Here is a 25,028-nt window from a genome sequence, read left to right as displayed (position 1 = left end):
AGCCAGACGCCAGACGCCAGACGCCAGACGCCAGACCCCAGCACCACGCCACTGGCGCGCGAGACCTCAGCGCGCGACGAGCGGCGCCGCCACCCGGCGCCCGTCCTTCCACACGCCCGCGGTCAGCGGCATGCCGGGTCGGTAGGCGAGGTGCGTCGCGGACGGTGCGTCGAGCAGGTGAAGATCGGCGCGGTTCCCCACCGCGATGGAGCCCACGGCACCGTCGCCGGAGGCACGACCCAGCGCGATCGCCCCGCCGCGCGTGGCGGCTCGCACCGCCTCGGCGACGCTCAGCCCCATCTGCAGCACGGCGGTCGCGACGCAGAACGGCATCGAAGTCGTGTACGACGTGCCCGGATTGCCGTTCGACGCGATCGCGACCTCGACCCCGGCGTCGAGCAGTCGCCGGGCCGGAGCGAGAGGAGCGCGCGTCGACAGGTCGCAGGCCGGGAGCACCGTCGCGACGGTCGACCCTCCCGCGAGCGCGTCGAGGTCGGCATCCGAGACGAAATTGCAGTGGTCGACGCTCGCCGCCCCCAGCTCGACCGCGAGCAGGATCCCGTCGCCGTGGCCGAGCTGATTGCCGTGCACGCGCAGCCCGAGTCCCGCCGCCCGCGCGGCGGTCAGCACCTCGCGCGACTGCTCGGGGGTGAACGCCCCGCGCTCGCAGAACACGTCGGCCCACGACACGTACGGACGCACGGCGTCGAGCATCGGACCGCACACCTCGCGCACGTAGTCGTCGGCGTCGCGCCCGGCGGGCACCAGGTGAGCGCCGAGGAAGGTCACGTCGTCGACGCCGGCCGCGGCGATCCGCGCGCTGCGCTCCTCGCTCGCGATGTCGAGCCCGTAGCCGGTCTTCGTCTCGATCCACGTGGTCCCCTGCGCGCGCGCCGCGCGGACGCGCGCCGCGAGGAGCCCGGCGAGGCGGTCGTCCGACGCCTCGCGGGTGGCATCCCGGGTCACCGCGATCCCTCCCGCGGCGTAGCTCTGCCCCGCCATGCGGGCCTCGAACTCCGCCGTGCGGTCGCCGTCGAAGACGAGGTGGGTGTGCGAGTCGACCCAGCCGGGCAGGAGCGCTCGGCCGTCGGCATCCACCCTCTCGTCTGCCGCGGGGGCGTCGGAGGCGGAGCCGATCCACGCGATCCGGTCGCCGTCGATGACCACGGCGGCGTCACGGAGCACGCGGTCCTCGTCGTCGACGGTCATCAGCTCGCCGATGCGGGTGATGAGGGTGCTCACGATGTCATCGCCTTTCGCAGCAGGTCGCCGACCGGGCCGAGGTCGGTGTGCACGCCGTCTGCGGCACGCTCGCGTCCCCCGATGATCACACGCGTCACGTCGTGCGCGGTCGCGCTCAGCACGAGCTGCCCGGGGTCGCTCCCGGCGGTTCGGGCGCTGTCCTCGTCGATCACGAGGAGATCGCACGGCTGTCCGACCGCGATCGCGCCCAGGGCACGACCGGCCGCGGTCGCGCCCCCGCGGGTGAGCGCGGCGACGAGCTCGGTGGGAGCGAATCGTCCACGCCGACCCGAGGCGAGCCGCTCTCCGTGCTCGAGCGCGCGGGCTTCGAGCAGCGGGTCGACGACGGCGTGCTGATCGGTTCCGAGCGCGAGGCGCGCCCCCGCGTCGGCCAGGCGGCGGGCGGGACCGACGCCGTCGCCGAGGTCGGCCTCGGTGGTCGGGCACATCACGATCGTCGCGCGAGCGGCGCCGAGCGCCGCGATGTCGTCGTCGGTGAGGTGCGTGGCGTGCACGGCCGAGAGCCGCGGCGAGAGCAGGCCGCTGCGGGCCAGGAGGGCCGTGGGGGTGAGACCGGTCGCCTCGAGGCACGCCTCGTTCTCGGCCGGCTGCTCCGACAGGTGCACGTGCAGCGGGATCGCCGGATCGAGCTCGGCGCCGATCCGCTCGAGAGCGTCGACCGGGACAGCACGCACCGAGTGCGCGGCCGCACCGACAACGACCTCGGGGAACTCGTCGGCGAACGACGCGCGCAGCGCCGACAGGCGTGCGAGCCAGGCGGCGGCATCCGGATCCCCGAAGCGCCGCTGTGCGGGTTCGAGAGGTTCCCCGAAGCCGCGGGAGAGGTAACACGTGTCGAGAAGGGTGAGACGGATGCCACTGGCCCGGGCCGCGCGCGCGAGCGCGCGCTCCATCGCGTGGGCGGGCGCGTAGGGCGCGGCGTCGGGCGCGTGGTGCACGTAGTGGAACTCGGCGACCGAGGTCCAGCCGGCGGCGACCATCTCGGCGTAGACCGCGGTCGCGATGCGTTCGTACGACTCGGGGTCGAGGCGGCCCGCTTCGCGGTACATCAGCTCACGCCACGTCCAGAAGCTGCCGCCGTCGCCGTGCGTGCGCCCGCGCAGCAGCCGGTGGAAGGCGTGCGAGTGCGCGTTGACCGCGCCCGGCATCACGAGTCCGTCGAGGCGGTGGTCGTCGGCATCCGGAATTGTCCCGGTCGCGACGGAGTCGATGAGACCCTCGGATGCCGTGATGCGCACGCCCGATGCCACGGCATCGCCGATCCACGCCCGCGGGGCCCAGAAGGTCGTCACGACAACAGGTCCTGGAGGACGTCGGCGAGCGCCGTGGCGGACGCGTCGGCGTCCGCGTCGACGACGTGCTCTTCGGGCGAATGCGAGATCCCCGAGGGATTGCGGACGAACAGCATCCCGGTGGGAACGGCGCTTGAGAGGATCCCCGCGTCGTGACCGGCGCCCGTACGCAGGTGCGGGGCATCGCCGAGCGCCGAGCCGAGGCGGCGCGCGAGCGACGGATCGAAGCCGACCGTGGGACTCCACGATTCCTCGACAAGCACCGCCTCGCACCCGCGCGCGGCCGCGAGCTCGACGCACATGCGGTCGATGTCGGCGACGAGACGACGGGTGACGGCATCGTCGGGATGCCGAGCGTCGATCCAGAAGTCGACGGACGACGCGATGACGTTCGTTCCGCCGGGAACCGGCTCGAACCGGCCGACGGTGGCGCGCGCGTCGTCGACGGCCCCGGCCAACTCGGCGATGCGCCCGACCATTCCGGCGGCGGCGACGAGCGGATCGCGGCGGTCGGCCATGAGGGTCGTCCCGGCGTGGTTGCCCTCGCCGCGCACCGACACCCGGAAGCGGCCGTGGCCGAGGATCGACTCCGCGACGGCGAACGGGCGGTCGAGGTCGATGAGGCCGCGCCCCTGCTCGACGTGGAGTTCGACGAAGACGCCGATGCGCGCGAGCGCCTCGGGGTCGGGGCCGATCCCGGCGGGGTCGATGCCCCCGGCCGCGAAGACGTCGGCGAGCGTGTCGCCGTCGCGGTCGGTGAGGCGGCGCGCGGCATCCGGAGACAACGCCCCCGTCAGCAGGCGCGAACCGAGGCACGCGACGCCGAACCGCGAGCCCTCCTCCTCGGGGAAGACCGCGATCGCGAGCGGCTTCGCCGGCGTCACCCGGCGCGAGCGCAGCACGTCGACCGCGGCGAGCGCCGCCGCGATCCCGAGCGGGCCGTCGAACGCCCCGCCACCGGGCACCGAGTCGAGGTGGCTCCCGGTGACGACGGCGCCGGGTCCCGGCATCCCCCACCAGGCCCACAGGATGCCGTTGCGGTCGACCTCGACGTCGAGTCCACGCGCCTCGGCCTCGGCGACGAACCACGCGCGGAGGTCACGCTCCGCGGTGGAGAAGACCGGGCGGGCGTAGCCGCCGCTGCGGGGCTCGCGGCCGATGCCCGAGATGGCGTCGAGGAGGGTTGTGACGGGGGTCATGAGTCGAGCATCGGGACGCGCACCCCGCGCTCGCGGGCGACCTCGATCGCGCGGTCGTAGCCTGCGTCGACGTGGCGGATCACACCCATGCCGGGGTCGTTCGTCAGCAGGCGCTGGAGCTTCTCGGCGGCGAGCGGGGTGCCGTCGGCGACCGAGACCTGGCCCGCGTGGATGGAACGACCGATGCCGACGCCACCGCCGTGGTGCAACGACACCCAGGTGGCGCCGGAGGCGGTGTTGATGAGCGCGTTCAGGAGGGGCCAGTCGGCGATGGCATCCGATCCGTCGGCCATCGCCTCGGTCTCGCGGTAGGGCGAGGCCACCGATCCCGAGTCGAGGTGGTCACGACCGATGACGATCGGGGCCGAGATCTTGCCCTCGGCGACGAGCTCGTTGAACCGGACGGCGGCCTTGGCGCGGTCGCCGTAGCCGAGCCAGCAGATGCGGGCGGGTAGCCCCTCGAACTCGACGTGCTCCTGCGCCGCCGTGATCCAGCGCTTCAGCCCCTCGTTCTCGGGGAAGAGCTCGAGGATCGCCTGGTCGGTGACGGCGATGTCGGCCGGGTCGCCCGACAGCGCGACCCAGCGGAACGGGCCGAGACCCTCGCAGAACAGCGGCCGGATGTACGCCGGCACGAAGCCGGGGAAGGCGAACGCGTCGGCGTAGCCGCCCTGACGCGCCTCGTCGCGGATCGAGTTGCCGTAGTCGAACACCTCGGCCCCGCGCTTCTGGAACTCGACCATCGCCTCGACGTGGCGGGCCATCGAAGCGCGCGAGCGGGCGGTGAAGCCCTCGGGGTCGCGGGCCGACTCGGTGCGCCAGTCCTCGAACGCGATGCCCGCGGGGAGGTAGGCGAGGGGATCGTGGGCGGAGGTCTGGTCGGTCACGATGTCGACCGGCACCTCGCGGCGCAGCAGTTCCGGCAGCACCTCGGCGCTGTTGCCCACGAGACCGACCGAGAGGGCGCGGCCCTCGGCCTTCGCGGCGAGCACACGCTCGAGGGCGTCATCGAGGTCGGTGGTGACCTCGTCGAGGTAGCGCTTGCCCTGGCGACGGCGAAGGCGCGTCTCATCGACGTCGACGATGAGCACGACACCGCCGTTGAGCGTGACCGACAGAGGCTGGGCGCCGCCCATGCCACCGCAGCCGCCGGTGACGGTCAGGGTTCCCGCGAGGGTGCCTCCGAAGCGCTTGCGGGCAACGGCCGCGAAGGTCTCGTAGGTGCCCTGGAGGATGCCCTGCGTGCCGATGTAGATCCACGACCCGGCCGTCATCTGGCCGTACATCATGAGCCCCTCGGCCTCGAGGCGGCGGAACTCGGGCCAGGTGGCCCAGTCGCCGACGAGGTTCGAGTTGGCCAGAAGGACGCGCGGTGCCCACACGTTCGTGCGGAACACCCCCACGGGCTTGCCCGACTGCACCAGCAGCGTCTCGTCGTCGTCGAGGTCGGCGAGGGTGGCGACGATCGCGTCGTAGCTCGCCCAGTTGCGGGCGGCCTTCCCGGTGCCGCCGTAGACGATGAGGTCTTCGGGACGTTCGGCGACCTCGGGGTCGAGGTTGTTCATGAGCATCCGCAGCGGGGCCTCGGTCTGCCAGCTCTTGGCCGTCAGCGACGTCCCTCGCGGGGCGCGGATCTCGCGGTTTCCGGTCATGGTGTTCTCTCTCCTTCGACGTCTGACGACGCTCCGATCGTGCCGCTCTCGCGGACGAGGATGCGCCCGATCTCGGCGGTCTTGGCTTCGGTGGTGCGATAGCTGGGGACGACGACGGACAGGGATGCCACGACCCGCCCTCCCACGACGATGGGGGCGGCAATGGCGGTGACGTCGTCTTCCACACCCTGGGTGACGACGACGTATTCATCCCGCGCGACCTCACCGCCGAGCACGGCCCCGGCCGCGGAACCCTCGCGCGGAATGGTGCGACCGACCCAGCTGGAGTGGCGGATCGAGTGCGTGCCCTCGATGATCGCGATGTAGAGCGCGGTGTCGCCGGGACCGCGCACCGCGAGGTAACTCGACTCGCCTGTCTCGGCGACGACCCGCGAGAGGGCGGGCTCGGCGAGCGACACGAGGGCGTCGTTCGACAGCGCCCGCGCGCCCAGCTGGATCATGCGCACACCGGCCGCGTAACGACCGTCGTCGACGCGCCGGACGAACTCCTGCGCTTCGAGCGTGCGGAGCAGGCGCAGCGCGGTACTCGCCGAGAGACCGACCGCCCGAGCGGCGTCCGCGAGAGTCAGGGGGCCGTCGTCGCAGACGGTCGCGAGCAGCGTCAGCGCCCGGTCGACGGTGCGTGTGGAGGCATCAGCCATGTCGTCTAGTGAAACGCACTTTCCATCGAATGGCAAGCGTGGAGGGTTCTAGGCTGGACCCATGTCCCGACTGCAGGCCGACGCTCCCGCCGACCGCTGGGTGCCCGTGACGGGCTCCCTCGGATTCCGCGGCCGCCGCCACCGCAAGGCCGCCATCGGCATGCTGCTGAACCAGGCGAACACCTCCGCGGGCTCGACGCCCCGGCCCGGGGGCGGAGCTTTCGCGTGGATCCTCAGCCAGGCCGCTCCGCTGCTCATGCGGCGCGCGGCCGGACGCGTGCTCGTGTGGGTGTGGAAGAGCGACCCCGAGCTGCTCGTCGTGATGGCGCAGCTGCAGGAGGCGACGCCGCAGCTGCGCACGGCGCGCGCGATGATGCCGATGGAGTACGACGACACCGAGTCGTTCCGGAACCCCTTCCTCGGCGTCGGCGAGAAGCTCGCGATGCCCCTGCCGAGCGACCCGAAGACGCCGCCGTTCGCGACCTACACGTGGGACACGGGCTCGCACTTCGTGACGGTCACCGCGGTCTGCTCCGACCGCGAGCGTTTCGGCACGGTCATCGGCGCCGTGGACGACATCGCCCGGACGGTGCGCATCGTCGACGACCTGAAACTGGGCGAGTCACCGACCGTTCTGCGACTCGATCCGGCGTGAGCCGGCGGCGCCTGCGGGAGCGTCAGTCGCCGTGCGCGTCGCGCGGACGCCACAGCACGATGTCGGTCGCGCGACGCACGCGCGCACCGTGGCGCAGGGTCACGACCGACCCGGTCGCCCCCGCCGCGAACACGCGCGCGCCCGGGCGGGACTCGCGCTCGGCGATGAGCTGACGCTCGAGCTCGCTCACGCGGCGCGACAGGTCGTGCACCTGCTGCTCGAGTGTCAACAGGCGCGCGATCGCGGGGAGACTCATGCCCTCGCTCGACAGGCGCGCGACCTCGCGCAGCTGCTGCACGTGCCGGCTCGAGTACCGGCGCGACCCACCCTGGGTGCGCGCGGGGACGACAAGGCCGAGCCTGTCGTACTGCCGCAGGGTCTGCGGGTGCATGTTCGACAGCTCGGCGGCGACGGCGATGGCGAAGATGGGGGAATCCTCATCGATCTCTCGGTCGGCCACGTCTTCTCCTCTCGCTCGTGCCGTTCGCCGGGGTCCCGGCATCCGTGATCCCGGATGCCGAGCCCCGGCGTGGTCGTGTTATCGCGCCTTGGCCATCAGGTCGGCGCGGGGATTCTCTTTCGGTTCGAGCTCGTGGAAACGCTCGAGGGCCTCGCGGGCGGCGTCATCGAGGTGCGCGGGGACCGCGACCTGGACTTCGGCGAGCAGGTCGCCGGTGCCCTTGGAGGTCTGGATGCCACGCCCCTTGACGCGCAGCACGCGCCCCGACGGAGTGCCCGGGGCGACACGCAGCCGCACCGGGTCGCCGCCGAGGGTGGGGACCTCGATGGTCGCGCCGAGAGCCGCCTCGGTGAAGGTCACGGGGACCGTCAGCCGCAGGTTGAGGCCGTCACGGGTGAACACCGGGTGCGGACGCACCGCGACGGTCACGACGATGTCGCCGCTCTCGCCGCCGTCCGGGGAAGGACGACCACGACCACGCAGGCGGATCTTCTGCCCGTCCGAGACGCCGGCCGGGATCTTCACTTTGAAGGGCTTGTTGTCCTCGCCCTGCAGCGTGATGGTCTCGCCCTTGGCCGCAGTGACGAAGTCGATCGTCGTGCGCGCCGTGACGTCGGCCCCGCGCTGGGGGCCGCCGAAGCCGCGGTATCCGCCCGTCGTCTGACCGAAGCGTCCGGAACCGAAGCCCCCTCCGCCCTGATCGAACATCGAGAAGAAGTCCTCGAAGCCGGCGGGACCGCCCGTGGTTCCCCCGCGCTGCTGACCGAAACGGCTGAACACGTCATCGAAACCGCCGCCGGCACCCGTCCCCGGAGCCGAGAAGCGCGCCCCCGAGCCCATGGCCCGGATCTGGTCGTACTCCTCGCGCTGCTCGGGATCGTTGAGCACCGAGTAGGCCTCGCTGATCTCCTTGAACTTGGCCTCCGCTTTCGCGTCGCCCGGGTTCGAGTCGGGGTGGTACTGGCGCGCCAGCTTGCGGTAGGTCTTTTTCAGATCGGCCGCGCTCACGCCCTTGTCGACACCGAGGACCTTGTAGAAGTCCTTGTCGAACCAGTCCTGACTCGCCATGTGTCCTCCTCTTAGGCCGGCACGGCGACGACGACCTTCGCCGGTCGCAGTTCGACCGAGCCGAGGCGGTAGCCGACCTCGACGACCTCGAGGATCGTCGTCTCGGTCGCACCCGGGGTCGGAGCCTGGAAGATCGCCTCGTGCTGCTGCGGGTCGAACACCTCGCCGACGGCGCCGTACGAGACCACACCGAGGCGCTCGGCCACGGCGCGGACCTTCTCGCCGATGGCGGCGAGCGGGCTGCCCTCGACGAGGTCGCCGTGCTTGGCGGCGCGGTCGAGGTCGTCCATGACGGGCAGCAGGCCCTTCACGGCCTCGCCCTTGGCGCGCTCGATCTCGCGCTCGCGCTGCTCCTCGGTCCGTCGACGGTAGTTCGCGTACTCGGCCTGCAGACGCTTGAGGTCGATCAGCAGCGACGCCTCCTTGTCGGAGGAAGCGCCCTCTGCGGCTGCCTCGGGAGTCTGCTCGGCGCCGAGGATGTCGTCGATGGTCAGGCCCTCGGCATCCGGGGTCTGGCCTGCGTCCTGCGTCTCGGACTGCTCGCCCGACGGCGCGGGGCCGGAGGTGTTCTCCTCCGGCCCCGTCTCGTCAGGACCGGCGCCCGAGCCCGTGGGCTGTTCGTCGTCCTTGTGTGCCATGTTCTCTGCTTACTTCTTCTCGTCGGGGTTCTCGTCGTCGACGACCTCGGCGTCGATGACGTCTTCCTCGGGGTTCGGCGTCTCGCCGTTGCCGGGCTGGCCCACGTTGGGGTCAGCGGGCTCGCCCGCGGCCTGCGACGAGGCGTAGATCGCCTCGCCGAGCTTGCCCTGGCTGGCGTTCAGCTTGTCGAACGCGGTCTTGACCGCGTCGTCGTCGTCACCGGCGAGAGCCGTCTTGAGCGCGTCGACGTCGCCCTGCACCTCGGTCTTGACCTCGGCGGGGAGCTTGTCCTCGTTCTCCTTGATCAGCTTCTCGATCGAGTACGAGAGCGTCTCGGCCTGGTTGCGGGTCTCGGCGGACTCGCGGCGCTTCTTGTCCTCCGCGGCGTTCTCCTCGGCCTCGCGGACCATGCGCTCGATGTCTTCCTTCGGAAGCGACGAGCCGCCCGTGATGGTCATCGACTGCTCCTTGCCGGTGCCCTTGTCCTTCGCGGACACGTGCACGATGCCGTTCGCGTCGATGTCGAAGGTGACCTCGACCTGCGGGATGCCACGGGGAGCCGGAGCGATACCGGTGAGCTCGAAGGTGCCCAGCGGCTTGTTGTCGCGGGTGAACTCGCGCTCGCCCTGGAAGACCTGGATCGCGACCGACGGCTGGTTGTCGTCGGCGGTGGTGAAGGTTTCGCTGCGCTTGGTGGGGATGGCCGTGTTGCGCTCGATGAGCTTCGTCATGATGCCGCCCTTGGTCTCGATGCCGAGGCTCAGGGGGGTGACGTCGATGAGCAGCACGTCCTTGCGCTCACCCTTGAGGACACCGGCCTGGAGGGCTGCGCCCACGGCGACGACCTCGTCGGGGTTCACGCCCTTGTTGGCGTCCTTACCCGTCTCCTTCTTGACCAGCTCGGCGACCGCGGGCATGCGGGTCGAGCCACCGACGAGCACCACGTGGGCGATGTCGTCGACCTTGACGCCGGCCTCGCGGATGACGTCGGAGAAGGGCTTGCGGGTGCGGTCGAGGAGGTCCTTGGTGAGGTCCTCGAACTTGGCGCGCGTGATCGTCTCGCTCAGCGACACGGGGCCGGAGTCGGTCAGCGACAGGTAGGGCAGGTTGATGCTCGTCGACGTGGACGACGAGAGCTCCTTCTTGGCCTGCTCGGCCGCTTCCTTCAGACGCTGGAGAGCGATCTTGTCACCCGAGACGTCGACACCGGTGGTGTCCTTGAACTGCTTGATGAGGTACTCGACGAGACGCTGGTCCCAGTCGTCACCACCGAGGCGGTTGTCACCGGCGGTGGCGCGCACCTGGATGGTCGAGAAGTCGTCGTCCTTGCCCACCTCGAGCAGCGAGACGTCGAAGGTTCCACCACCGAGGTCGAACACGAGGATGAGCTCGTCCTCCTTGCCCTTGTCGAGGCCGTAGGCCAGGGCGGCCGCGGTGGGCTCGTTGATGATGCGCAGGACGTTGAGGCCCGCGATCTCACCGGCCTCCTTGGTGGCCTGACGCTCGGCGTCGTTGAAGTACGCGGGGACCGTGATGACGGCATCCGTCACGCTGTCACCCAGGTACTCCTCGGCGTCGCGCTTGAGCTTCTGCAGGATGCGGGCCGAGATCTCCTGCGGCGTCCACTTCTTGCCGTCGACGTCGAAGGTCCAGGTCGTGCCCATGTGGCGCTTGACGCTCGAGATGGTGCGGTCGACGTTGGTCACGGCCTGGCGCTTGGCGGTCTCGCCGACGAGCACCTCGCCGTCCTTCGTGAACGCGACGACCGAGGGGGTCGTGCGGAAACCCTCGGCGTTGGCGATGACCTTGGGCTCGCCACCCTCGAGGACGCTCACGACGGAGTTGGTCGTACCGAGGTCGATTCCCACTGCACGTGGCATATGTGTCTCCTTGCTTATGAGCCCGACCGGTGCCGAGCTCGTGGTTCTGATGAAGTCTTCTCACGGGTTGAGCCGCGATGACTCAAGGTTATCGCAGCCCCCGCGAGGCGTCAAGGAGACTTGATATGAATTGGCTCAACTTCGGGACGGCTGGGCGAGCCTGCCAACAGGGGGTTGTCCCACTTCTGGCGGTTCATGTCCCACTTATGGCCAGTCCAGGGGCGCTCAAGCGGCCATAAGTGGGACGAGGTGGCTCCGGAGGGGAGCGACGAGACGACGACGCCCCCGAACCGAAGGGGTACGGGGGCGTCGATGGATGCCGAACCTCGGGCCGCGACGAGCGCGGGGCACGGGGACGGATGCCGCGGACCCGGCGCAGCGGCCGGGCGGAGGCTCAGTCGCGGTCGCGGTCGAACGAACGGCGCTGCGGTCGGTCGCGGCGCTTCGCGGAGCGCCCGCCCTGGTCGAGGCGCAGGTCGATCAGCTGGCCCGAGATGCGGGTGTCGGCGAGACGGTCGATCGTGTCGCGCGAGAGGTCGGCGGGGAGCTCGACGAGCGAGAAGTCCTGGCGGATCTGAATCGCACCGAAGTCGTTGCGGCGAAGGCCGCCCTCGTTGGCGAGGGCCCCGACGATCTGACGAGGTTCGACGCGCTGGCGACGCCCCACCGCGATGCGGTACGTCGCGAAGCGGCCACCGCTGCTGCGGCGGTCGCCTCCCTCGCGCGGCTCACGCGCCGGGCGGTCCGCGCGGTCGCGGTCGAACCGCGGCTGTTGGATCGTCTCCTCCTCGAGCAGCAGCGGGGTGTCGCCCTGCGCGACCACGGCGAGCGCCGCGGCCACGTCTGCCTCGGGCACGTCGTGGTGCGCGACGTAGTGCGCGACGACGTCGCGGAAGGTCGCGATCGCCGCCGTGTCTTCGAGGGCGGCGGTGATCGCGTCGTCGAAGCGGGTCAGGCGCGTGGCGTTGACGTCGTCGACGCTCGGCAGCGACATCTCGGTCAGCGGCTGGCGCGTGGCCTTCTCGATCGCCGTGAGCATGCGGCGCTCGCGCGGGGTGACGAAGCTGATGGCATCCCCGGTCCGACCCGCGCGGCCGGTACGGCCGATGCGGTGCACGTACGACTCGGTGTCGATCGGCAGGTCGTAGTTCACGACGTGGCTGATGCGGTCGACGTCGAGGCCGCGCGCGGCGACGTCGGTGGCGACGAGGATGTCGAGCTTGCCCGACTTCAGCTGATTGACCGTGCGCTCGCGCTGCACCTGGGCGATGTCGCCGTTGATTGCGGCGGCCGTGTAGCCGCGGGCGCGGAGCTTCTCGGCGACCGTCTCGGTCTCGTTCTTGGTGCGGGTGAAGACGATCATGCCCTCGAAGTTCTCGACCTCGAGGATGCGGGTGAGCGCATCGATCTTCTGCTGGTACGACACCACGAGGTAGCGCTGCGTGATGTTCGCCGAGGTCGTGGTCTTGGTCTTGACCGTGATCTCTTCGGGGTCGTTGAGGTACTGCGCCGAGATGCGGCGGATCTGCGCCGGCATCGTCGCGGAGAAGAGCGCGACCTGCTTGGTCGAGGGGGTGTCGGCGAGGATCGTCTCGACGTCTTCGGCGAAGCCCATCTTGAGCATCTCGTCGGCCTCGTCGAGCACGAGGAACTTCAGCTCGCTCAGGTCGAGCGTGCCCTTGTCGAGGTGGTCCATGATGCGACCGGGGGTGCCGACGATCACGTCGACGCCGCGGCGCAGCGCCGACAGCTGCTGGCCGTAGCCCTGGCCGCCGTAGACGGGCAGCACCGAGACGCCCTTGATGTGCGCGGCGTACTTCTCGAACGCCTCGCAGACCTGCAGCGCGAGCTCTCGCGTGGGCGCGAGCACGAGGGCCTGCGGGTTCTTGTGCCCGGTCTCCATCTGCGACAGCACCGGCAGCGCGAAGGCCGCGGTCTTGCCGGTTCCGGTCTGGGCGAGGCCGACGACGTCGCGCCCCTGCAGCAGCACGGGGATCGTGGCGGCCTGGATAGCCGACGGAGTCTCGTAGCCCACGTCTTTCAGGGCCTTGAGCACGGCGGCATCCAGTCCCAGATCGGCGAAGGTGAGCTTCTCGGGGGTGGTCTCAGCCTCAGCGGAGTCGACGGGGGTTTCGGATGCCATGACTCCACGGTAGTCCGCTCCGCTGTCGCGCGCGGGCCTGAGGATAACCTGAACGCGCGCGCCGATGCCGGCGCGGCTGTCTCCCGGCGCACCGGGCGTTCACCGAAGGACCCTAGCGTGACCGACATGCCTTCCCCCGGGACCGCCGCCTCACGGAACGTCTCGACCCGACGCCCGGTCATCGCCTGGGCCCTCTGGGACTGGGGCTCGGCCGCCTTCAACGCCGTCGTGACGACGTTCGTGTTCAGCACGTACCTCGCGAGCGAACTCTTCGTCGACCCGGCGATCGTGGCCGCCGCGAACGGGAACGACGACGACCCCGCGCTCGTGCACGCCCTCGCCGAGAACGCCAGCATCGTCGGTCTGGCACTGATGTTCGCCGGCATCGTGGTCGCGCTGGTCGCCCCGGTGCTCGGCCAACGCTCCGACGGCACCGGACGCCGCAAGCTCTGGCTCGGCGTGAACACGGGTCTCGTGGTGCTGGCGATGGCCGCCATGGTGTTCGTCGAGGGCACGCCCGCGTACCTCATCCTCGGCGCGACGCTCATCGCCGTCGGGAACGTCTTCTTCGAGTTCGCCAGCGTCAACTACTACGCGATGCTCACGCAGGTCTCGACGCGCGAGAACATCGGCCGCGTCTCGGGCTTCGGCTGGGGCATGGGATACGTCGGCGGAATCGTGCTGCTCGTCCTGCTGCTCGTGCTGTTCATCCAGAGCTTCGGGAATCCGGATGCCGGTGGCCTCCTCGCCGTGTCGAAGGACGGTGGCCTGAACATCCGGCTCGCGATCCTGGCATCCGCCCTCTGGTACGCCGTGTTCGCGATCCCGGTGCTGGTGCGCGTGCCCGAGATCCCGGCGCAGCGGCGCGAGGTGCGGGTGGGATTCTTCCGCTCGTACGTCGTTCTGTGGAACACGCTGCGGTCCCTCTGGCGCGACAGCCGGCAGGTGCTGCTGTTCCTCGTCGCGAGCGCGGTGTTCCGCGACGGCCTGACGGGCGTGTTCACGTTCGGCGCGATCATCGCGGCGCAGGTGTTCGGCTTCAGCTCGACCGAGGTGCTCTACTTCGCCGTCGCGGCGAACGTCGTGGCGGGGGTGAGCACGTTCGCGGCGGGACGCTTCGACGACCGCTTCGGGCCGAAACGCGTGATCGCCGCCTCGCTGATCTGCCTGATCGTGCTCGGCGCGGCGATGCTCTTCATCGGAACGTCGCAGACCGGGTTCTGGATCGTGGGCCTCGGCCTGTGCGCCTTCGTCGGTCCGGTGCAGTCGGCGAGCCGGTCGTTCCTCGCGCGCGTCGCACCGGAGGGCCGCGAGGGCGAGATCTTCGGCCTCTACGCGACCACCGGACGAGCGGTGTCGTTCCTCGCCCCCGGCCTGTTCGCCCTGTTCGTCGGGCTGACGGGCGACACGCGCCTCGGCATCCTGGGGATCGTGCTGATCCTCGCCGTCGGCCTGGCGCTGCTGCTCCCGGTGAAGGCGAAGCCGGCCGCGATCGTCTGAGCCGCCGCGCTCGCTTCGTGTGCGGTGGAGCGGAACCCCCGCGTTGCGGTCGGGCGCCGCACGGGGTCGAGGCGCGCGTGCGAAACTCCTGACTTTCCGCGCCGCCACCCCGAACGTCCCCGTGACCTCACGGCGGGCGTCCCCCTCGCACGCGACTTCTCAGGAGTTTCGCCCGCGCGGCGCGGACGATCCCGGATGCCACGGACTCAGTCCCGCGGCCACGCCTCCGCGAATTTGGCCAGCAGACGCGCGAGATCGGCGCGCTCGGCCTCGGTGAACGACTCGAGCGCGGAGCGCACGGCATCCCGTCGCCTTCCGCGGAAACTCGAGATGAGCTTCTCGCCCTCGGGAGTGAGGCGCACGCGGGTCCGGCGCGCGTCGTCGGGGTCGGGCTCGCGGGCGACGAGACCCATCTGCGTCGCCTGCTGCACAAGGCGCGAAGCGCGCGGCTGATCCACACCCACCGCTTCGGCGATCTCGCTGACGGATAGAGCATCGGATGCCGCGACCAGCGCATCCAGCATGCGCAGGCGTGCGGGTCCGCCGAAGCGTCCGTGCGAGGGATCTGCCCACGGCGGCGCCCCGCGGCCCCACGGCCCGCCGTGGGAGTGGGCGTGGTGGTGATGCTCGTCCGGACCGAACGGGGGACGCGGGCGTCGCCCGCGCAGCTTCGCGAGAGCGGCGGCGATGTCGTCGGCGGGATCGGAGGTCACGAGGGAATTTTACATGTCGCTTGACAAGCATTCGGAATACATGTCACAGTACATTCGTTGTCACATGACATACATCGGCGGATTCCCCGCCCACGAAAGGACACCCCATGAACACCTCTTCTTCTTCTCTTGATGCCCGCAGCCTCGCCCATCGCCTGAGCGCCGTGAGCCATGCGCTGCACCACCGCCTGTTCGAGCTGCTCCGTGAGAGCGACCTCGACCCGCGGACCATCGCGATCCTCAGCGTCATCGACGGTCGCCTCGACGCCCCCTGGGTGAGCGACCGCATCGCCCGCGGCGGAAAGCGCGTCGCGGCTCTCGCCGAGCGCGGCTGGATCGTCCGCAGCGACGACGTCTGGGCGCTCACCGACGAGGGTCGCGCGATCCTCGACCGGGTCGACGCCGATCGCGCGTCGATCCTCGCCGATCTCCCGGCCGACGAGCTGGCCCAGCTCAGCGCCTCACTCGATGCCGTCGCGGACGCCCTCGGGGTGGATGCCACGGTCTCCGGGCCCCGTGGATTCCGCGGGGGTCGCGGGGGCTTCGGTCCCGGGTTCGGCCCTGCGTTCGGGCCCGCATTCGGTCCCGGTGCCGGCCGGGGCTTCGGACGCGGCTTCGGTCCCGGATTCCGCGGGCACGGCGACCACGCGGGGTTCGAGCACGGCGAGCACGCCGAGCGCGGCCACCACAACGGGTCGGAGCGTGCGGAGCACGGTGAGCACGGCCACGGTCGACACAGCCACCGCGACGGTTTCGGGCGCGGCGAGCGCGGCTTCGGCGGACACGCTCACGGTGCGCACCACGACGGCGAGCACCGTCACGGCGGTTCGCACCGCGCCCACCGCGCGGTGCAGCGCGCCTTCGAGCGCGGCTTCGACGCCGGGTTCGTCCGCGGCCGCGAGGCTTCGGCATCCGGTGCGCCCTCGGCATCCGAATGATCAGCGATAAACGCTCTCCGCGACCGGAAACACGAGCACATCGTGTTTCTGTGCGTGGATCGCGTTTATGGCGTGGCACGCACCGCGCAGCGAACAGCCCCACCGAGCTCGACTCGATGGGGCTGTTCGCGTTGTGCTCAGCGTCCGGCGGAGCCCGCGTCGGTCGCGCCGACGTCGGTCCGGTGGAAGTTCAGCGCGGAGCGCGAGGCCGTCGGCCCGCGCTGGCCCTGGTACCGGTTGCCATAGGGCCCCGAACCGTACGGGCTCTCGGCGGGCGAGGTCAGGCGGAAGTAGCAGACCTGGCCGATCTTCATCCCGGGCCAGAGCTTGATGGGCAGCGTGGCGACGTTCGAGAGCTCGAGCGTGACATGGCCGGAGAATCCGGGGTCGATGAACCCGGCGGTCGAGTGGGTCAGCAGGCCGAGACGCCCGAGCGACGACTTGCCCTCGAGGCGCGCCGCGACGTCATCGGGAAGAGAGACCCGCTCGAAGGTCGAGCCGAGCGCGAACTCGCCCGGGTGGAGGATGAACGGCTCGTCGGGGTCGACCTCGATCAGACGGGTCAACTCGGGCTGATCTTCGGCCGGGTCGATGAAGGGGTATTTGTGGTTGTCGAACAGCCGGAAGTAGCGGTCGAGCCGGACGTCGACGCTCGACGGCTGCACCATGGCCGGATCGAAGGGGTCGAGCCCCAGGCGTCCGGAGGCGAGTTCGGCTCGGATGTCGCGATCGGAGAGCAGCACGAGGCCAGCCTAGAGCGCGGGGTCCGGCCGTGTCGTCGCGTGACGCGACGGCTTCGGCCGAGACCACACGCGTGGGGCCGCGGTCGTGCGCGACCTCGCGAATCACCTGCGGTTCGGGGAGGGATGCCGTACGCCGCCGCCGGCGCGCGACGCAGACGCTGTTATGCTGGCCGGGTTGCCGCATGGCATCCGGGGCTGTAGTTCAATGGCAGAACTTCTGCTTCCCAAGCAGACAGCGCGGGTTCGATTCCCGTCAGCCCCTCAAAAGGCCCGACTCACCGCCGCAGGCGGTGTGGCGGGCCTTTCGCGTGGGTGCCGTAGGAACCGGATCCCGCAGCGGGTGGGCCCCTGCCGCCGGAGGCTCCGCGCGCCGCGCAGCGGCGCGTGGAGGGGCGGTAGGGACGATTCCCCTCAGCTACGGCACGATAGTGGCCCAGCAGGAGCCGCCAGCGGCCGGCTCGAGCACCTCCGCGGCACGCCTCGCTTGCTCGGCCATGAGCGGGAGGCCGCGAAGTACCCCTTCGAATGCTCGTGCGCAAACGTTCGTCGCCCGTCTGGGGGACATCTCGTGCATGCCCGGTGGATGTTCCCTGGACGCTTCCTGAGCTCAGTGGATGTTTTCGGGGTTCGCGGTGACCATCGCCAACGAATACGTCGCGGGCAACGGGTTCTGCCCCGGTAATGACGAACTGTGGGTGTACTTCACGGACGGGCCTACCGGACCGGCGTACAGCCAGGTAATCTGCCGACCTGTCTCGCACCCCGGAGGGGGATGAATCATGACTCGCACGCATCGCAACCGGCTGCTTCTCGTCGCGACTCTCGTCCTCGTCGGCATCGGCTTCGCCGTGAGCCCCACGTTCGCGAACGAGGGACTGTGGGCCGGGATCGGGCTGTTCTTGCTGTCCGTCCTCGCGCCCGCCGCCGTCCTCGGCGTCGTCGCCTATGTCTGGTCCGCCAACGACCGCGAGGCGGCGAAGCTCACCGGCAGAGCACCCGCGCAGCGCTGACGCGATGATTCGGCCCCGCCCACACCGGGCGGGGCCGTTTCGCGTTCAAACGATTCTCGAGCGACTCCAGCGCCCGCCAAGGCGATCGCGAGTACATCGTGCCCCCGTCGGCGCCATGTCGGACGCCCGCACTACTCTCCGAAGACACCCCGCACGAGGAGGCGCCCGTGGCCGACCCACCCGAACTCACCGTCGCCGACGTCGCGCGCTGGCGCGCGTGGCTCGACGCGAACGAGAGCACGAGCGACGGTGTCTGGCTCGTCCTGGCGAAGAAGGGCACGACCGAGCCGACCTCGCTCACCTACGCCGAGGCCCTCGACGAGGCTCTCTGCAGCGGATGGATCGACGGGCGCAAACAGTCTCGGGATGCCGCGACCTTCCGCCAGCACTTCACTCCGCGCCGCGCGCGATCGATGTGGTCCACGCGCAACGTCGACATCGTGGCGCGCCTGATCGAGGAGGGGCGCATGCGCCCGCGCGGCGCCGACGAGATCGCCCGTGCGCAGGCCGACGGGCGGTGGGACCGCGCGTACGCGGGTTCGGCCACGATCGAGGTCCCACCCGACCTGCGGGCGGCGCTGGATGCCGACCCCGCGGCCGCTCGTGCGTTCGAGGCGCTGAACAAGAGCGAGAGGTACTCCGTGCTGCACCCGGTGGTCACCGCGACGAGCGACTCCCTGCGGGCGAAGCGGATCGCCGCGCACGTCGCCCGGCTCGCGGCATCCGTCGATCCGACGAGCTGAGGTCATCGACGCACCGCCCGATACGTGGGACTCGCGGCCCCCGCACCGAACCGCGTCGCGCAGAAGCCGCCCGCGACGGCGGCGCACAGAAGATCAGGCGCGCGACACCGGCTCGCGCGCGTGAGCTCGAGACCGCAACCGGCTCAGCCCCCACACGCCCGTCGCCGCGAGCATCAACAGCGCCAGGATGCCGATCACGTGCGCCGCGAGCGAGACCGGGCCGCGCTCGGGCAGGAGGAAACCGTAGGGCACCCAGCCGTCCGTCTGCCCGCGCACGAGGACGACGGCGAGCCAGAGGCACGGGTAGGGAAGCACCCACCACAGCGCTCGCCAGCGCAGGCGCGGGCGATCGGATGCCGAGGCGAAGTCGGCCACGACGAACACCGGGAACACGATGTGGAGGATGGCGCTGGCCCACGGCGGGGCCGACCCCGTTCCGGGCACGAGGGTGTTGTAGACGATCGCGACGACGACGAGGCAGGCGGTCCCGACGCCCCAGGCGACGGCGAGAGCCTCGGGGACCCTGCGCCCACGGAGCTGACGGAGTGCCACCGCCATCAGCACCAGTGCGGTCAGACTGCTCGTCTGGTTCGTGAAGTATCCGAAGAAGTCGAAGGGATTGCCGTCGCCCACGGCGATACGGAGTCCGTACGCGATGAGCACGACGACGAGCGCGATGCTCGCGGCGACGAGCCGCGTGATCGCACGAGCACGCCGCGAGGTCACCCCGCGACCCTAGCGCGCGACGGCGCGGCGGCCCGTGACGCGCGGAGGTCCAGGGACGAGCGGAGGATGAATCGCGCCACCGGATCCTCCGGCGCACCCCCGTCCTCCGCCCGTCACACGGATGCCCGTGGCAACGAGGGCGTCCCCCGGTCGACCTGTGCGTCCACGGCATCCCCGGACGCGAGACCGTCCGCAATCGACGCGGCCGCGCCTCATCCCGTCGACCCCCGCACCATCAACCGCGTCGGCAGCTCGATCGTCGTCGGCGCCCCCGCGGCCGGCGGCTGCACGAGCAGCTCCACCGCGGCCGCGGCCATCTCGCGGATCGGCTGCCGCACCGTCGTCAGCGCGGGGCGCAGCCACCGGGCACCGCGGACGTCGTCGAAGCCCACCACGAGCACGTCGTCCGGGATGCGGAGGCGCAGATCGCCAGCCGCCGCGTACACGCCGGCCGCCATCTCGTCCGAGCACGCGAAGACGCCGACGGGACCGTCGCCGGGTAGCTCCGGCAGGACCGCGCGGACCACACGCCGGGCGCCGCTCGCGCTCCACCCGGTCGCGACGCGGCGGAGCACGGCATCCGGAACGATATCCGCGAGCGCCGCACCGAAGCCCTCGACACGCGCCCGACCCCACCGGTACGAGGGGGCGCCGTCGACCACGACGAAGCGACGCGCGCCGCGGTCGAGCAGGTGCCGCGCGGCGTCCGCGCCGCCCGCGCGGTCGGTCGTGCGGACGTTCGGGAGCGGAACGCGCGACTCCGACGAGGGCTCGAACAGCACGAGCGGGATCGCCGCGGCCTCGAGCCTCGCGAGCTGCCGGGCCGTCGGGACGTTCAGGCCCAGCACGACGCCGCCCGAGCCGCGCGCGGCGATGCGCGCGGGCCAGTCGTCGGCGGGGTCGTCCCGCTCGGCGGTGAGGACGAGGTCGTACCCGAGACGCGTCGCGGCCTCGCGCGCGCCGACGACCACCTCTTCGCTGTACGGACCGTCGTACCGCCCCATCACGAGGTCGATGAGCCGCGCAGTCCCCGCGCGCGGACGCCCCCGTCCGCCCGCGCCGTATCCGAGCGCGTCAGCCGCGTCGCGCACGCGGGCACGCGTTGTCGGCGAGATCTCGCCGCGCTCGCGCAGCACCCGCGACACCGTCGCGATGCTCACGCCCGCGGCGTCCGCGACCTGGGCGAGCGTGGGGCGGGACACGATCCCAGTGTGCCGGATGCCGCGGACTTTTGCGCAAAGCTTCGCGTCCCGCCGCGAGGGCCGTGGGAGGGTGGCATCCATCCACGACGAGGAGGACGCATGAGCCATCGACGAGCGCTGGTCGTGCGCGGAGGGTGGGACGGGCACCATCCGGTCGAGGCGACCGAGCTGTTCCTGCCGTTCCTGCGCGACAACGGCTTCGACGTCCGCGTCAGCGAGTCGAACGAGGTGTACGCCGACGCCGACGAGATGGCCGCGACCGACCTCGTGCTGCAGTGCGTCACGATGTCGGAGATCTCTCGCGAGGCTCTCGCGGGGCTTCGCACCGCCGTCGCGAACGGCACGGGACTGGCCGGATGGCACGGAGGTATCGCCGACTCCTACCGCGCCTCGTCGGACTACCTGCAGCTCGTCGGCGGGCAGTTCGCCACGCATCCGGGTCGTCATCCCGATGAGCGACCCGGCACCGAGGAAGACAACTACCTCCCGTACCGCGTCGAGATCACCGGCCTCGGCCGCACGCACGAGATCACCGCGGGCCTCGACGACTTCGACCTCGACACCGAGCAGTACTGGGTGCTGACCGACGATCTGAACGACGTCCTCGCCACGACCACCCACCCCGTGCAGCCGTATCACCCGTGGCATCGCCCGATCGTGTCGCCGGCCGTGTGGACACGCGCGTGGGGCGCGGGACGCGTCTTCGTCGCCACTCCGGGCCACACCCCCGACGTCCTGCGGGAGCCGTCGGTGCGCACCATCATCGAAAGGGGACTGCTGTGGGCCAGCCGCACGGTATCGGAATAGTCGGCCTCGGCGTCATCTCGGCGCAGTACCTCGCCACCCTCGGCGACCACCCCGACGTACGGATCGTGGCGACCGCCGACCTCGACCACGCGCGCGCCGAAGAGATCGCGAACGGGATCGACGGATGCCGTGCCCTCAGCGTCGATGACCTCGTCGCCGACCCGGCGGTGCAGACCGTCCTGAACCTCACCGTTCCCGCCGCGCACGCCGAGATCGCCTCGAAAGCCCTCGCCGCCGGTAAGGGCGTCTTCGGGGAGAAGCCGCTCGCGGCGACGCTCGCGGACGCCCGCCGGATCGTCGGCGAACGCGACGCGTCGTGGCTCGGCTGCGCTCCCGACACGGTGCTCGGCACGGGCGTCCAGACCGCGCGCGCCGCTCTCGAGGCCGGCGCCATCGGCCGCCCCCTCGCCGCCACGGCGACCTGGGTGTCCGCGGGCCACGAGGCGTGGCATCCGCACCCCGATTTCTACTACCGCGCGGGCGGCGGTCCGCTGCTGGACATGGGGCCGTACTACCTCACGACGCTGTTCCACCTCCTCGGACCCGTCGCCCGGGTCTCGGGGGCGTCGTCTCGACCGCGGGACACGCGGACCATCGCGAGCGGCCCGCGCGCGGGCGAGGTCATCCCGGTCGAGGTCGACACCCACGTGACGGGGGTGCTCGAACACGTCGGCGGCGCGGTGTCGACCGTGACCTTCAGCTTCGACGCACCGGTCAGCGATGCGGCCCCGATCGAGGTCTACGGCGAGACGGGCACCCTGTCGGTCCCCGACCCCAACCTCTTCGACGGCGAGGTGCGCGTGCGCGCCGGCCGTCAGGACGAGTGGCACGCCGTGACCGAGCGCGCCGGATACGAGCACGCGGGCCGCGGGATCGGCATCCTGGATCGGATCCGGACCGGCTCGGATCGCACGGATGCCGCCATCGCGCTGCACGTGCTCGAGGTGATGACGGCCCTGCAGGAGTCGGCGCGCACCGGTACGCGCGTCGAGATCGAGACGAGGCCGACGCCGCCGCCCGTGGTCCCGTTCACGGGAAAGGAGCAGTGGCGCGCGGGGTGACTCAGCGCGGGTGAGTCAGCGCGGGTGACTCAGCGTGGGTTCGAACTCCGCGCGCGGAACCAGACCGTCAGCTCGCGCAGGGCTCGCGCCGTGACCGTGTCGTCGTCGGAGTCGAGGTCGTCGAACGAGTCACGGAAACCCTCGGGCGCCGCCTTCTGCGGAACGTTGAGGACCTCGTACCCCATGGTCCAGTCGGCGAAGCGACGCTCCTCGATCTCCTCGTCGACGAGGATCCGCATGTCGCGGTGCCGCGGATCACGGCGGATCCGGTCGACGAGCTCTCGTACGACGGACTCGGGGCCTTCGAGGACCTGAAGGAACCTGTTGCCGCGGAACAGCAGCATGCCCGACAGGTCGCGCGCGAGGTTCGCGGCTCTGCTCGACGCCAGCAGGTCGGCGAGCTCCTTCGCGCCGAACGCCGACGCCGCGGTGCTGGAGTAGGTCATCGATCGCAGAGCCTCGGTCATCACCGCACCACCGATCCCGGGTGCTCCCGGTCGGTCCGCACCTGCTGCAAGACGATCTCCTCCTCGCGCCGGACCGGCATACGCGTCTCGACCGGTGCGGACGTGACCGCCGCCATGCCTGAGACGAGCGTCGGGAAGCGACCGACCAGGCGGGAACGTCCGTCGTACGCCAGGTAGCTGCCGTCGGCCTCGCGGTCGAGATAGCCCAGGAAGACGCCGTTGCGGCTACCCACGTGAAAACCCTCTTCGACGCGGGCCCACACCACGCCGGCACCCGGGCGGTTCGTGTCGGTCATGTCGGCGCTCCTCTCCCGCGGCGATTCCGCGGACTTACGACCGTACCTATGCATGCGATGGCCGCGCGCTCCTTGACAGCGGCGCTCGAACCCGTCCGCTCAGCCGAGCAAGGCGCTGATCTGCTCGGCGTCGTCGGTGCCGGATGCCTCGACGATCCGCCCGCGCGAGAGGCGGTACATCGCGAACGCGGCGATGTTCACGCGCCGCCGGGTGGCCGCGAGGTGCCGGTACGTGCCCGTGTGCGTCCCCGATCCGCGCAGGTGCACCGCGAGGCGGTCGTCCTCGACGATCACCTGGATCCGCTTCCACTGCCAGTCGGGGAAGGCGTGCACGAGCTCGGCGACGTCGGCGATCCAGGCCTCGGCACCGGCGGGAAGGTGGGCGCGGCGCACGCCGGGGTCGAGGAACTCACGGACCGCCTCGAGATCGTGCCGGTTCTGGGCCTCGAGGAAGTCGGCGAACCAGTCACGCGTCTCCCAGGCCTCCACCGTTCCATTATCCGGCGGGGCTGCCCGACCGGGCCGTGCTGTCGGCCCCGGGGCGTGCCGTCGGCGCCGGGCCGTCAGGCGGAGTCCGTTCCCGACACGCCGCCCCACGGCATCCCGCCACGGCGAGTCGCCCCCGAACTCCGCACGACGGCACGGCCCAACCCGACCCCCGCGCGTCAGGGCCGCGCGCCGCCCAGGTCGGCCGCGAGCCGACGCGCGCCGCGCACGGCGATCGCGACGCTCATCAACGTCGGGTTCATCGTGTTCGCCGTCGGGATCAGCGCATTCCCGCCGACGACGAGGTTGTCGAAGCCCCACACGCGCGAGTAGGGGTCGGCGACCGAGGTCTCGGCATCCGTCCCGGTCCGCATCGTGCCCATGAAGTGCAGGCTCGACCCGTTCGGCAGCAGACGCGGGCCCGCGACGAAGCTGCCCAGCGCCTCACCCGCGCGGCGCAGGCGCTCGGTCGCCTCGGCGATCTCCTTCTCCTCGCGCTCGGTGAGGGCGTACTCGATCGTGAAGTTCGGCATGCCGCGGTAGTCGAGCTCGTCGTCCGTGAAGGTCACGCCGTCTTCCACCCGGGGGAACTTCCGGATGCCGAAACCCATGTTCACGTACCCCCACCGGTTCCCGTGCGCGGGGTGGTCCGCGGCGAGGGGGAACGGCGGGGTCTCGGCGTACATGATCTGCGCCGAGTAGGGGTGCCCGGGCTCCGAGAAAGGGATGCGGTTGACCGCGGCGACGGGGTCGGTCGGGTTCACCGCGCGGCGGGCCAGCTCGGCCTCGAGCTCGTCATCGGTGACGAGAGCGCTCATGCGTCCCTCGTCGAGGGCGACCGTGCTGATGACCACCTGATGCTCGGTCAGGTAGCGCCCCAGCGGAGCGGGACGGATGCCGGAAGCCCACAGCAGCTGCGGAGAGCGGAACGCATCGGCCGCGACGACGACGACATCCGCGGCGACGAACGACTCCTCGCCCGTGCGCAGATCCTCGACGGTCACGCCCCGGACGTGCGCACCGTCGTGTTCGAGGCGCCGGACGAGCGTGAGGTCGCGCAGCTCGAAGCGCGCGGCGGTGTCGGTTCCGGGCTCGATGAGGGGGCCCAGCACGGTGTCGGCGCCGGCCCAGCGCATCGAGCCGTCGGGCTGCGGGTCGCCCGCGACGGGGAGCGTGCTGACGCCGTAGCCCTCGGGCAGCTCGGCACCGAACTCGCGGTCGAGGAGCGTGCGGATCGCGGCGCCGACCGGGGAGTCCGAGAAGGCGGCGCTCTGCTTGTGCAGGAGGTCTTCGGCGGTGGAGATGAGGTCTTCCCACTCGTCGTCGCCGACGAAGTCGAGTCTCTCGCTGAAGGCCGGACGCGGGATGGCGCAGGTCCAGTGCGCGCCCTGGCCACCGACGTTGGTGGCCAGGGCGCGCACTG

25 protein-coding genes and 1 tRNA gene are annotated in these 25,028 nt (G+C 71.1%); 8 read left to right on the top strand and 18 right to left on the bottom strand.

What is annotated here, in order from left to right; translation table 11 throughout:
• Positions 1 to 66: 66 nt before the first annotated feature.
• Genes hutI through NS283_RS11545 form a run of 5 tightly spaced genes read right to left on the bottom strand, consistent with a single transcriptional unit; the run spans position 67 to position 6,068 of the window.
• Complete coding sequence (gene hutI, locus NS283_RS11565; RefSeq protein WP_058597023.1) at positions 67 to 1,209, bottom strand: imidazolonepropionase; 1,143 nt, start codon at positions 1,207 to 1,209, stop codon at positions 67 to 69.
• A 29-nt stretch (positions 1,210 to 1,238) separates the two neighbouring features.
• Positions 1,239 to 2,555, bottom strand: coding sequence for a formimidoylglutamate deiminase (locus tag NS283_RS11560; protein ID WP_058597016.1), 1,317 nt, complete (start codon positions 2,553 to 2,555; stop codon positions 1,239 to 1,241).
• On the bottom strand, positions 2,552 to 3,754 hold the full coding sequence (locus tag NS283_RS11555; RefSeq protein WP_058597015.1) for an allantoate amidohydrolase: 1,203 nt from the start codon (positions 3,752 to 3,754) through the stop codon (positions 2,552 to 2,554). Before NS283_RS11555 ends, NS283_RS11560 begins: the two co-directional genes overlap by 4 nt.
• Positions 3,751 to 5,406 carry a urocanate hydratase gene (gene hutU, locus NS283_RS11550; RefSeq protein ID WP_058597014.1) on the bottom strand — a complete coding sequence of 552 codons (1,656 nt, stop codon included), beginning with the start codon at positions 5,404 to 5,406 and terminating at the stop codon, positions 3,751 to 3,753. The genes NS283_RS11555 and hutU overlap by 4 nt, the downstream gene beginning before the upstream one ends.
• Positions 5,403 to 6,068: an IclR family transcriptional regulator gene (locus NS283_RS11545; protein ID WP_058597013.1), complete on the bottom strand. Its 666-nt coding sequence runs from the start codon at positions 6,066 to 6,068 to the stop codon at positions 5,403 to 5,405. The genes hutU and NS283_RS11545 overlap by 4 nt, the downstream gene beginning before the upstream one ends.
• 61 nt (positions 6,069 to 6,129) lie before the next feature.
• Between NS283_RS11545 and NS283_RS11540 the strand changes: the two genes are divergently transcribed.
• Positions 6,130 to 6,723: a hypothetical protein gene (locus NS283_RS11540; RefSeq protein WP_058597012.1), complete on the top strand. Its 594-nt coding sequence runs from the start codon at positions 6,130 to 6,132 to the stop codon at positions 6,721 to 6,723.
• Positions 6,724 to 6,745: 22 nt separating this feature from the next.
• On the opposite strand, the gene NS283_RS11535 is transcribed toward NS283_RS11540, so the two are convergent.
• The 5 genes from NS283_RS11535 to NS283_RS11515 all read right to left on the bottom strand — a co-directional run bounded on the left by NS283_RS11535 (position 6,746) and on the right by NS283_RS11515 (position 12,913).
• Entirely contained in the window at positions 6,746 to 7,183 is a 438-nt protein-coding gene (locus NS283_RS11535; protein WP_058597011.1) for a heat shock protein transcriptional repressor HspR, read from the bottom strand.
• A gap of 78 nt (positions 7,184 to 7,261) precedes the next feature.
• A complete protein-coding gene (locus tag NS283_RS11530) occupies positions 7,262 to 8,251 on the bottom strand; it encodes a DnaJ C-terminal domain-containing protein (RefSeq protein ID WP_058597010.1) in 990 nt (329 codons plus the stop codon).
• A gap of 11 nt (positions 8,252 to 8,262) precedes the next feature.
• Positions 8,263 to 8,889: a nucleotide exchange factor GrpE gene (locus NS283_RS11525; RefSeq protein WP_058597009.1), complete on the bottom strand. Its 627-nt coding sequence runs from the start codon at positions 8,887 to 8,889 to the stop codon at positions 8,263 to 8,265.
• 9 nt (positions 8,890 to 8,898) lie between these two features.
• Entirely contained in the window at positions 8,899 to 10,770 is a 1,872-nt protein-coding gene (gene dnaK / locus NS283_RS11520; protein WP_058597008.1) for a molecular chaperone DnaK, read from the bottom strand.
• A 394-nt stretch (positions 10,771 to 11,164) separates the two neighbouring features.
• Positions 11,165 to 12,913, bottom strand: a complete 1,749-nt coding sequence (locus NS283_RS11515) for a DEAD/DEAH box helicase (protein ID WP_058597007.1) — start codon at positions 12,911 to 12,913, stop codon at positions 11,165 to 11,167.
• 126 nt (positions 12,914 to 13,039) lie between these two features.
• Here NS283_RS11515 and NS283_RS11510 point away from each other — a divergent pair, with 126 nt between their 5' ends.
• Positions 13,040 to 14,413: an MFS transporter gene (locus NS283_RS11510; RefSeq protein WP_058597022.1), complete on the top strand. Its 1,374-nt coding sequence runs from the start codon at positions 13,040 to 13,042 to the stop codon at positions 14,411 to 14,413.
• Between the two features lie 206 nt (positions 14,414 to 14,619).
• Here the strand turns inward: NS283_RS11510 and NS283_RS19250 are convergent, their stop codons facing one another.
• Positions 14,620 to 15,126, bottom strand: a complete 507-nt coding sequence (locus NS283_RS19250) for a MarR family winged helix-turn-helix transcriptional regulator (protein WP_081317401.1) — start codon at positions 15,124 to 15,126, stop codon at positions 14,620 to 14,622.
• 107 nt (positions 15,127 to 15,233) lie between these two features.
• Between NS283_RS19250 and NS283_RS18930 the strand changes: the two genes are divergently transcribed.
• Positions 15,234 to 16,064: a MarR family winged helix-turn-helix transcriptional regulator gene (locus tag NS283_RS18930; RefSeq protein ID WP_193752674.1), complete on the top strand. Its 831-nt coding sequence runs from the start codon at positions 15,234 to 15,236 to the stop codon at positions 16,062 to 16,064.
• A 137-nt stretch (positions 16,065 to 16,201) separates the two neighbouring features.
• Here the strand turns inward: NS283_RS18930 and dcd are convergent, their stop codons facing one another.
• A complete protein-coding gene (gene dcd, locus NS283_RS11495; RefSeq protein ID WP_058597005.1) occupies positions 16,202 to 16,807 on the bottom strand; it encodes a dCTP deaminase in 606 nt (201 codons plus the stop codon).
• A gap of 191 nt (positions 16,808 to 16,998) precedes the next feature.
• Between dcd and NS283_RS11490 the strand changes: the two genes are divergently transcribed.
• The 3 genes from NS283_RS11490 (at position 16,999) to NS283_RS11480 (ending at position 18,560) form a co-directional block, all read left to right on the top strand.
• Positions 16,999 to 17,069 (top strand) — tRNA-Gly (locus tag NS283_RS11490).
• A gap of 517 nt (positions 17,070 to 17,586) precedes the next feature.
• Positions 17,587 to 17,817, top strand: coding sequence for a hypothetical protein (locus tag NS283_RS11485; protein WP_058597004.1), 231 nt, complete (start codon positions 17,587 to 17,589; stop codon positions 17,815 to 17,817).
• Between the two features lie 167 nt (positions 17,818 to 17,984).
• Complete coding sequence (locus NS283_RS11480; RefSeq protein ID WP_058597003.1) at positions 17,985 to 18,560, top strand: YdeI/OmpD-associated family protein; 576 nt, start codon at positions 17,985 to 17,987, stop codon at positions 18,558 to 18,560.
• 93 nt (positions 18,561 to 18,653) lie between these two features.
• Here the strand turns inward: NS283_RS11480 and NS283_RS11475 are convergent, their stop codons facing one another.
• Positions 18,654 to 19,286 (bottom strand): Pr6Pr family membrane protein, encoded by a 633-nt coding sequence (locus tag NS283_RS11475; RefSeq protein ID WP_058597002.1) that lies wholly within the window; start codon positions 19,284 to 19,286, stop codon positions 18,654 to 18,656.
• Positions 19,287 to 19,498: 212 nt separating this feature from the next.
• Positions 19,499 to 20,488: a LacI family DNA-binding transcriptional regulator gene (locus NS283_RS11470; protein ID WP_058597001.1), complete on the bottom strand. Its 990-nt coding sequence runs from the start codon at positions 20,486 to 20,488 to the stop codon at positions 19,499 to 19,501.
• 99 nt (positions 20,489 to 20,587) lie between these two features.
• Here NS283_RS11470 and NS283_RS11465 point away from each other — a divergent pair, with 99 nt between their 5' ends.
• Positions 20,588 to 21,295, top strand: a complete 708-nt coding sequence (locus tag NS283_RS11465) for a ThuA domain-containing protein (RefSeq protein WP_058597000.1) — start codon at positions 20,588 to 20,590, stop codon at positions 21,293 to 21,295.
• A complete protein-coding gene (locus NS283_RS11460; RefSeq protein ID WP_058596999.1) occupies positions 21,268 to 22,356 on the top strand; it encodes a Gfo/Idh/MocA family protein in 1,089 nt (362 codons plus the stop codon). The genes NS283_RS11465 and NS283_RS11460 overlap by 28 nt, the downstream gene beginning before the upstream one ends.
• Positions 22,357 to 22,385: 29 nt before the next feature.
• Here NS283_RS11460 and NS283_RS11455 read toward each other — a convergent pair whose 3' ends face one another.
• The 4 genes from NS283_RS11455 to NS283_RS11440 all read right to left on the bottom strand — a co-directional run.
• Positions 22,386 to 22,823: a BLUF domain-containing protein gene (locus NS283_RS11455; RefSeq protein WP_058596998.1), complete on the bottom strand. Its 438-nt coding sequence runs from the start codon at positions 22,821 to 22,823 to the stop codon at positions 22,386 to 22,388.
• Positions 22,823 to 23,119 carry a hypothetical protein gene (locus NS283_RS11450; RefSeq protein ID WP_193751308.1) on the bottom strand — a complete coding sequence of 99 codons (297 nt, stop codon included), beginning with the start codon at positions 23,117 to 23,119 and terminating at the stop codon, positions 22,823 to 22,825. The genes NS283_RS11455 and NS283_RS11450 overlap by 1 nt, the downstream gene beginning before the upstream one ends.
• A gap of 99 nt (positions 23,120 to 23,218) precedes the next feature.
• Positions 23,219 to 23,608, bottom strand: coding sequence for an ester cyclase (locus NS283_RS11445; protein ID WP_058596997.1), 390 nt, complete (start codon positions 23,606 to 23,608; stop codon positions 23,219 to 23,221).
• A gap of 176 nt (positions 23,609 to 23,784) precedes the next feature.
• Positions 23,785 to 25,028: GMC oxidoreductase (locus NS283_RS11440; RefSeq protein WP_058596996.1), on the bottom strand; the 1,244-nt coding region annotated here is incomplete at its 5' end.

This window comes from Microbacterium testaceum (assembly GCF_001476285.1).
In the GTDB taxonomy this organism is placed as follows: domain Bacteria; phylum Actinomycetota; class Actinomycetes; order Actinomycetales; family Microbacteriaceae; genus Microbacterium; species Microbacterium testaceum_B.
This window is presented reverse-complemented; position numbering and strand designations above follow the sequence as displayed.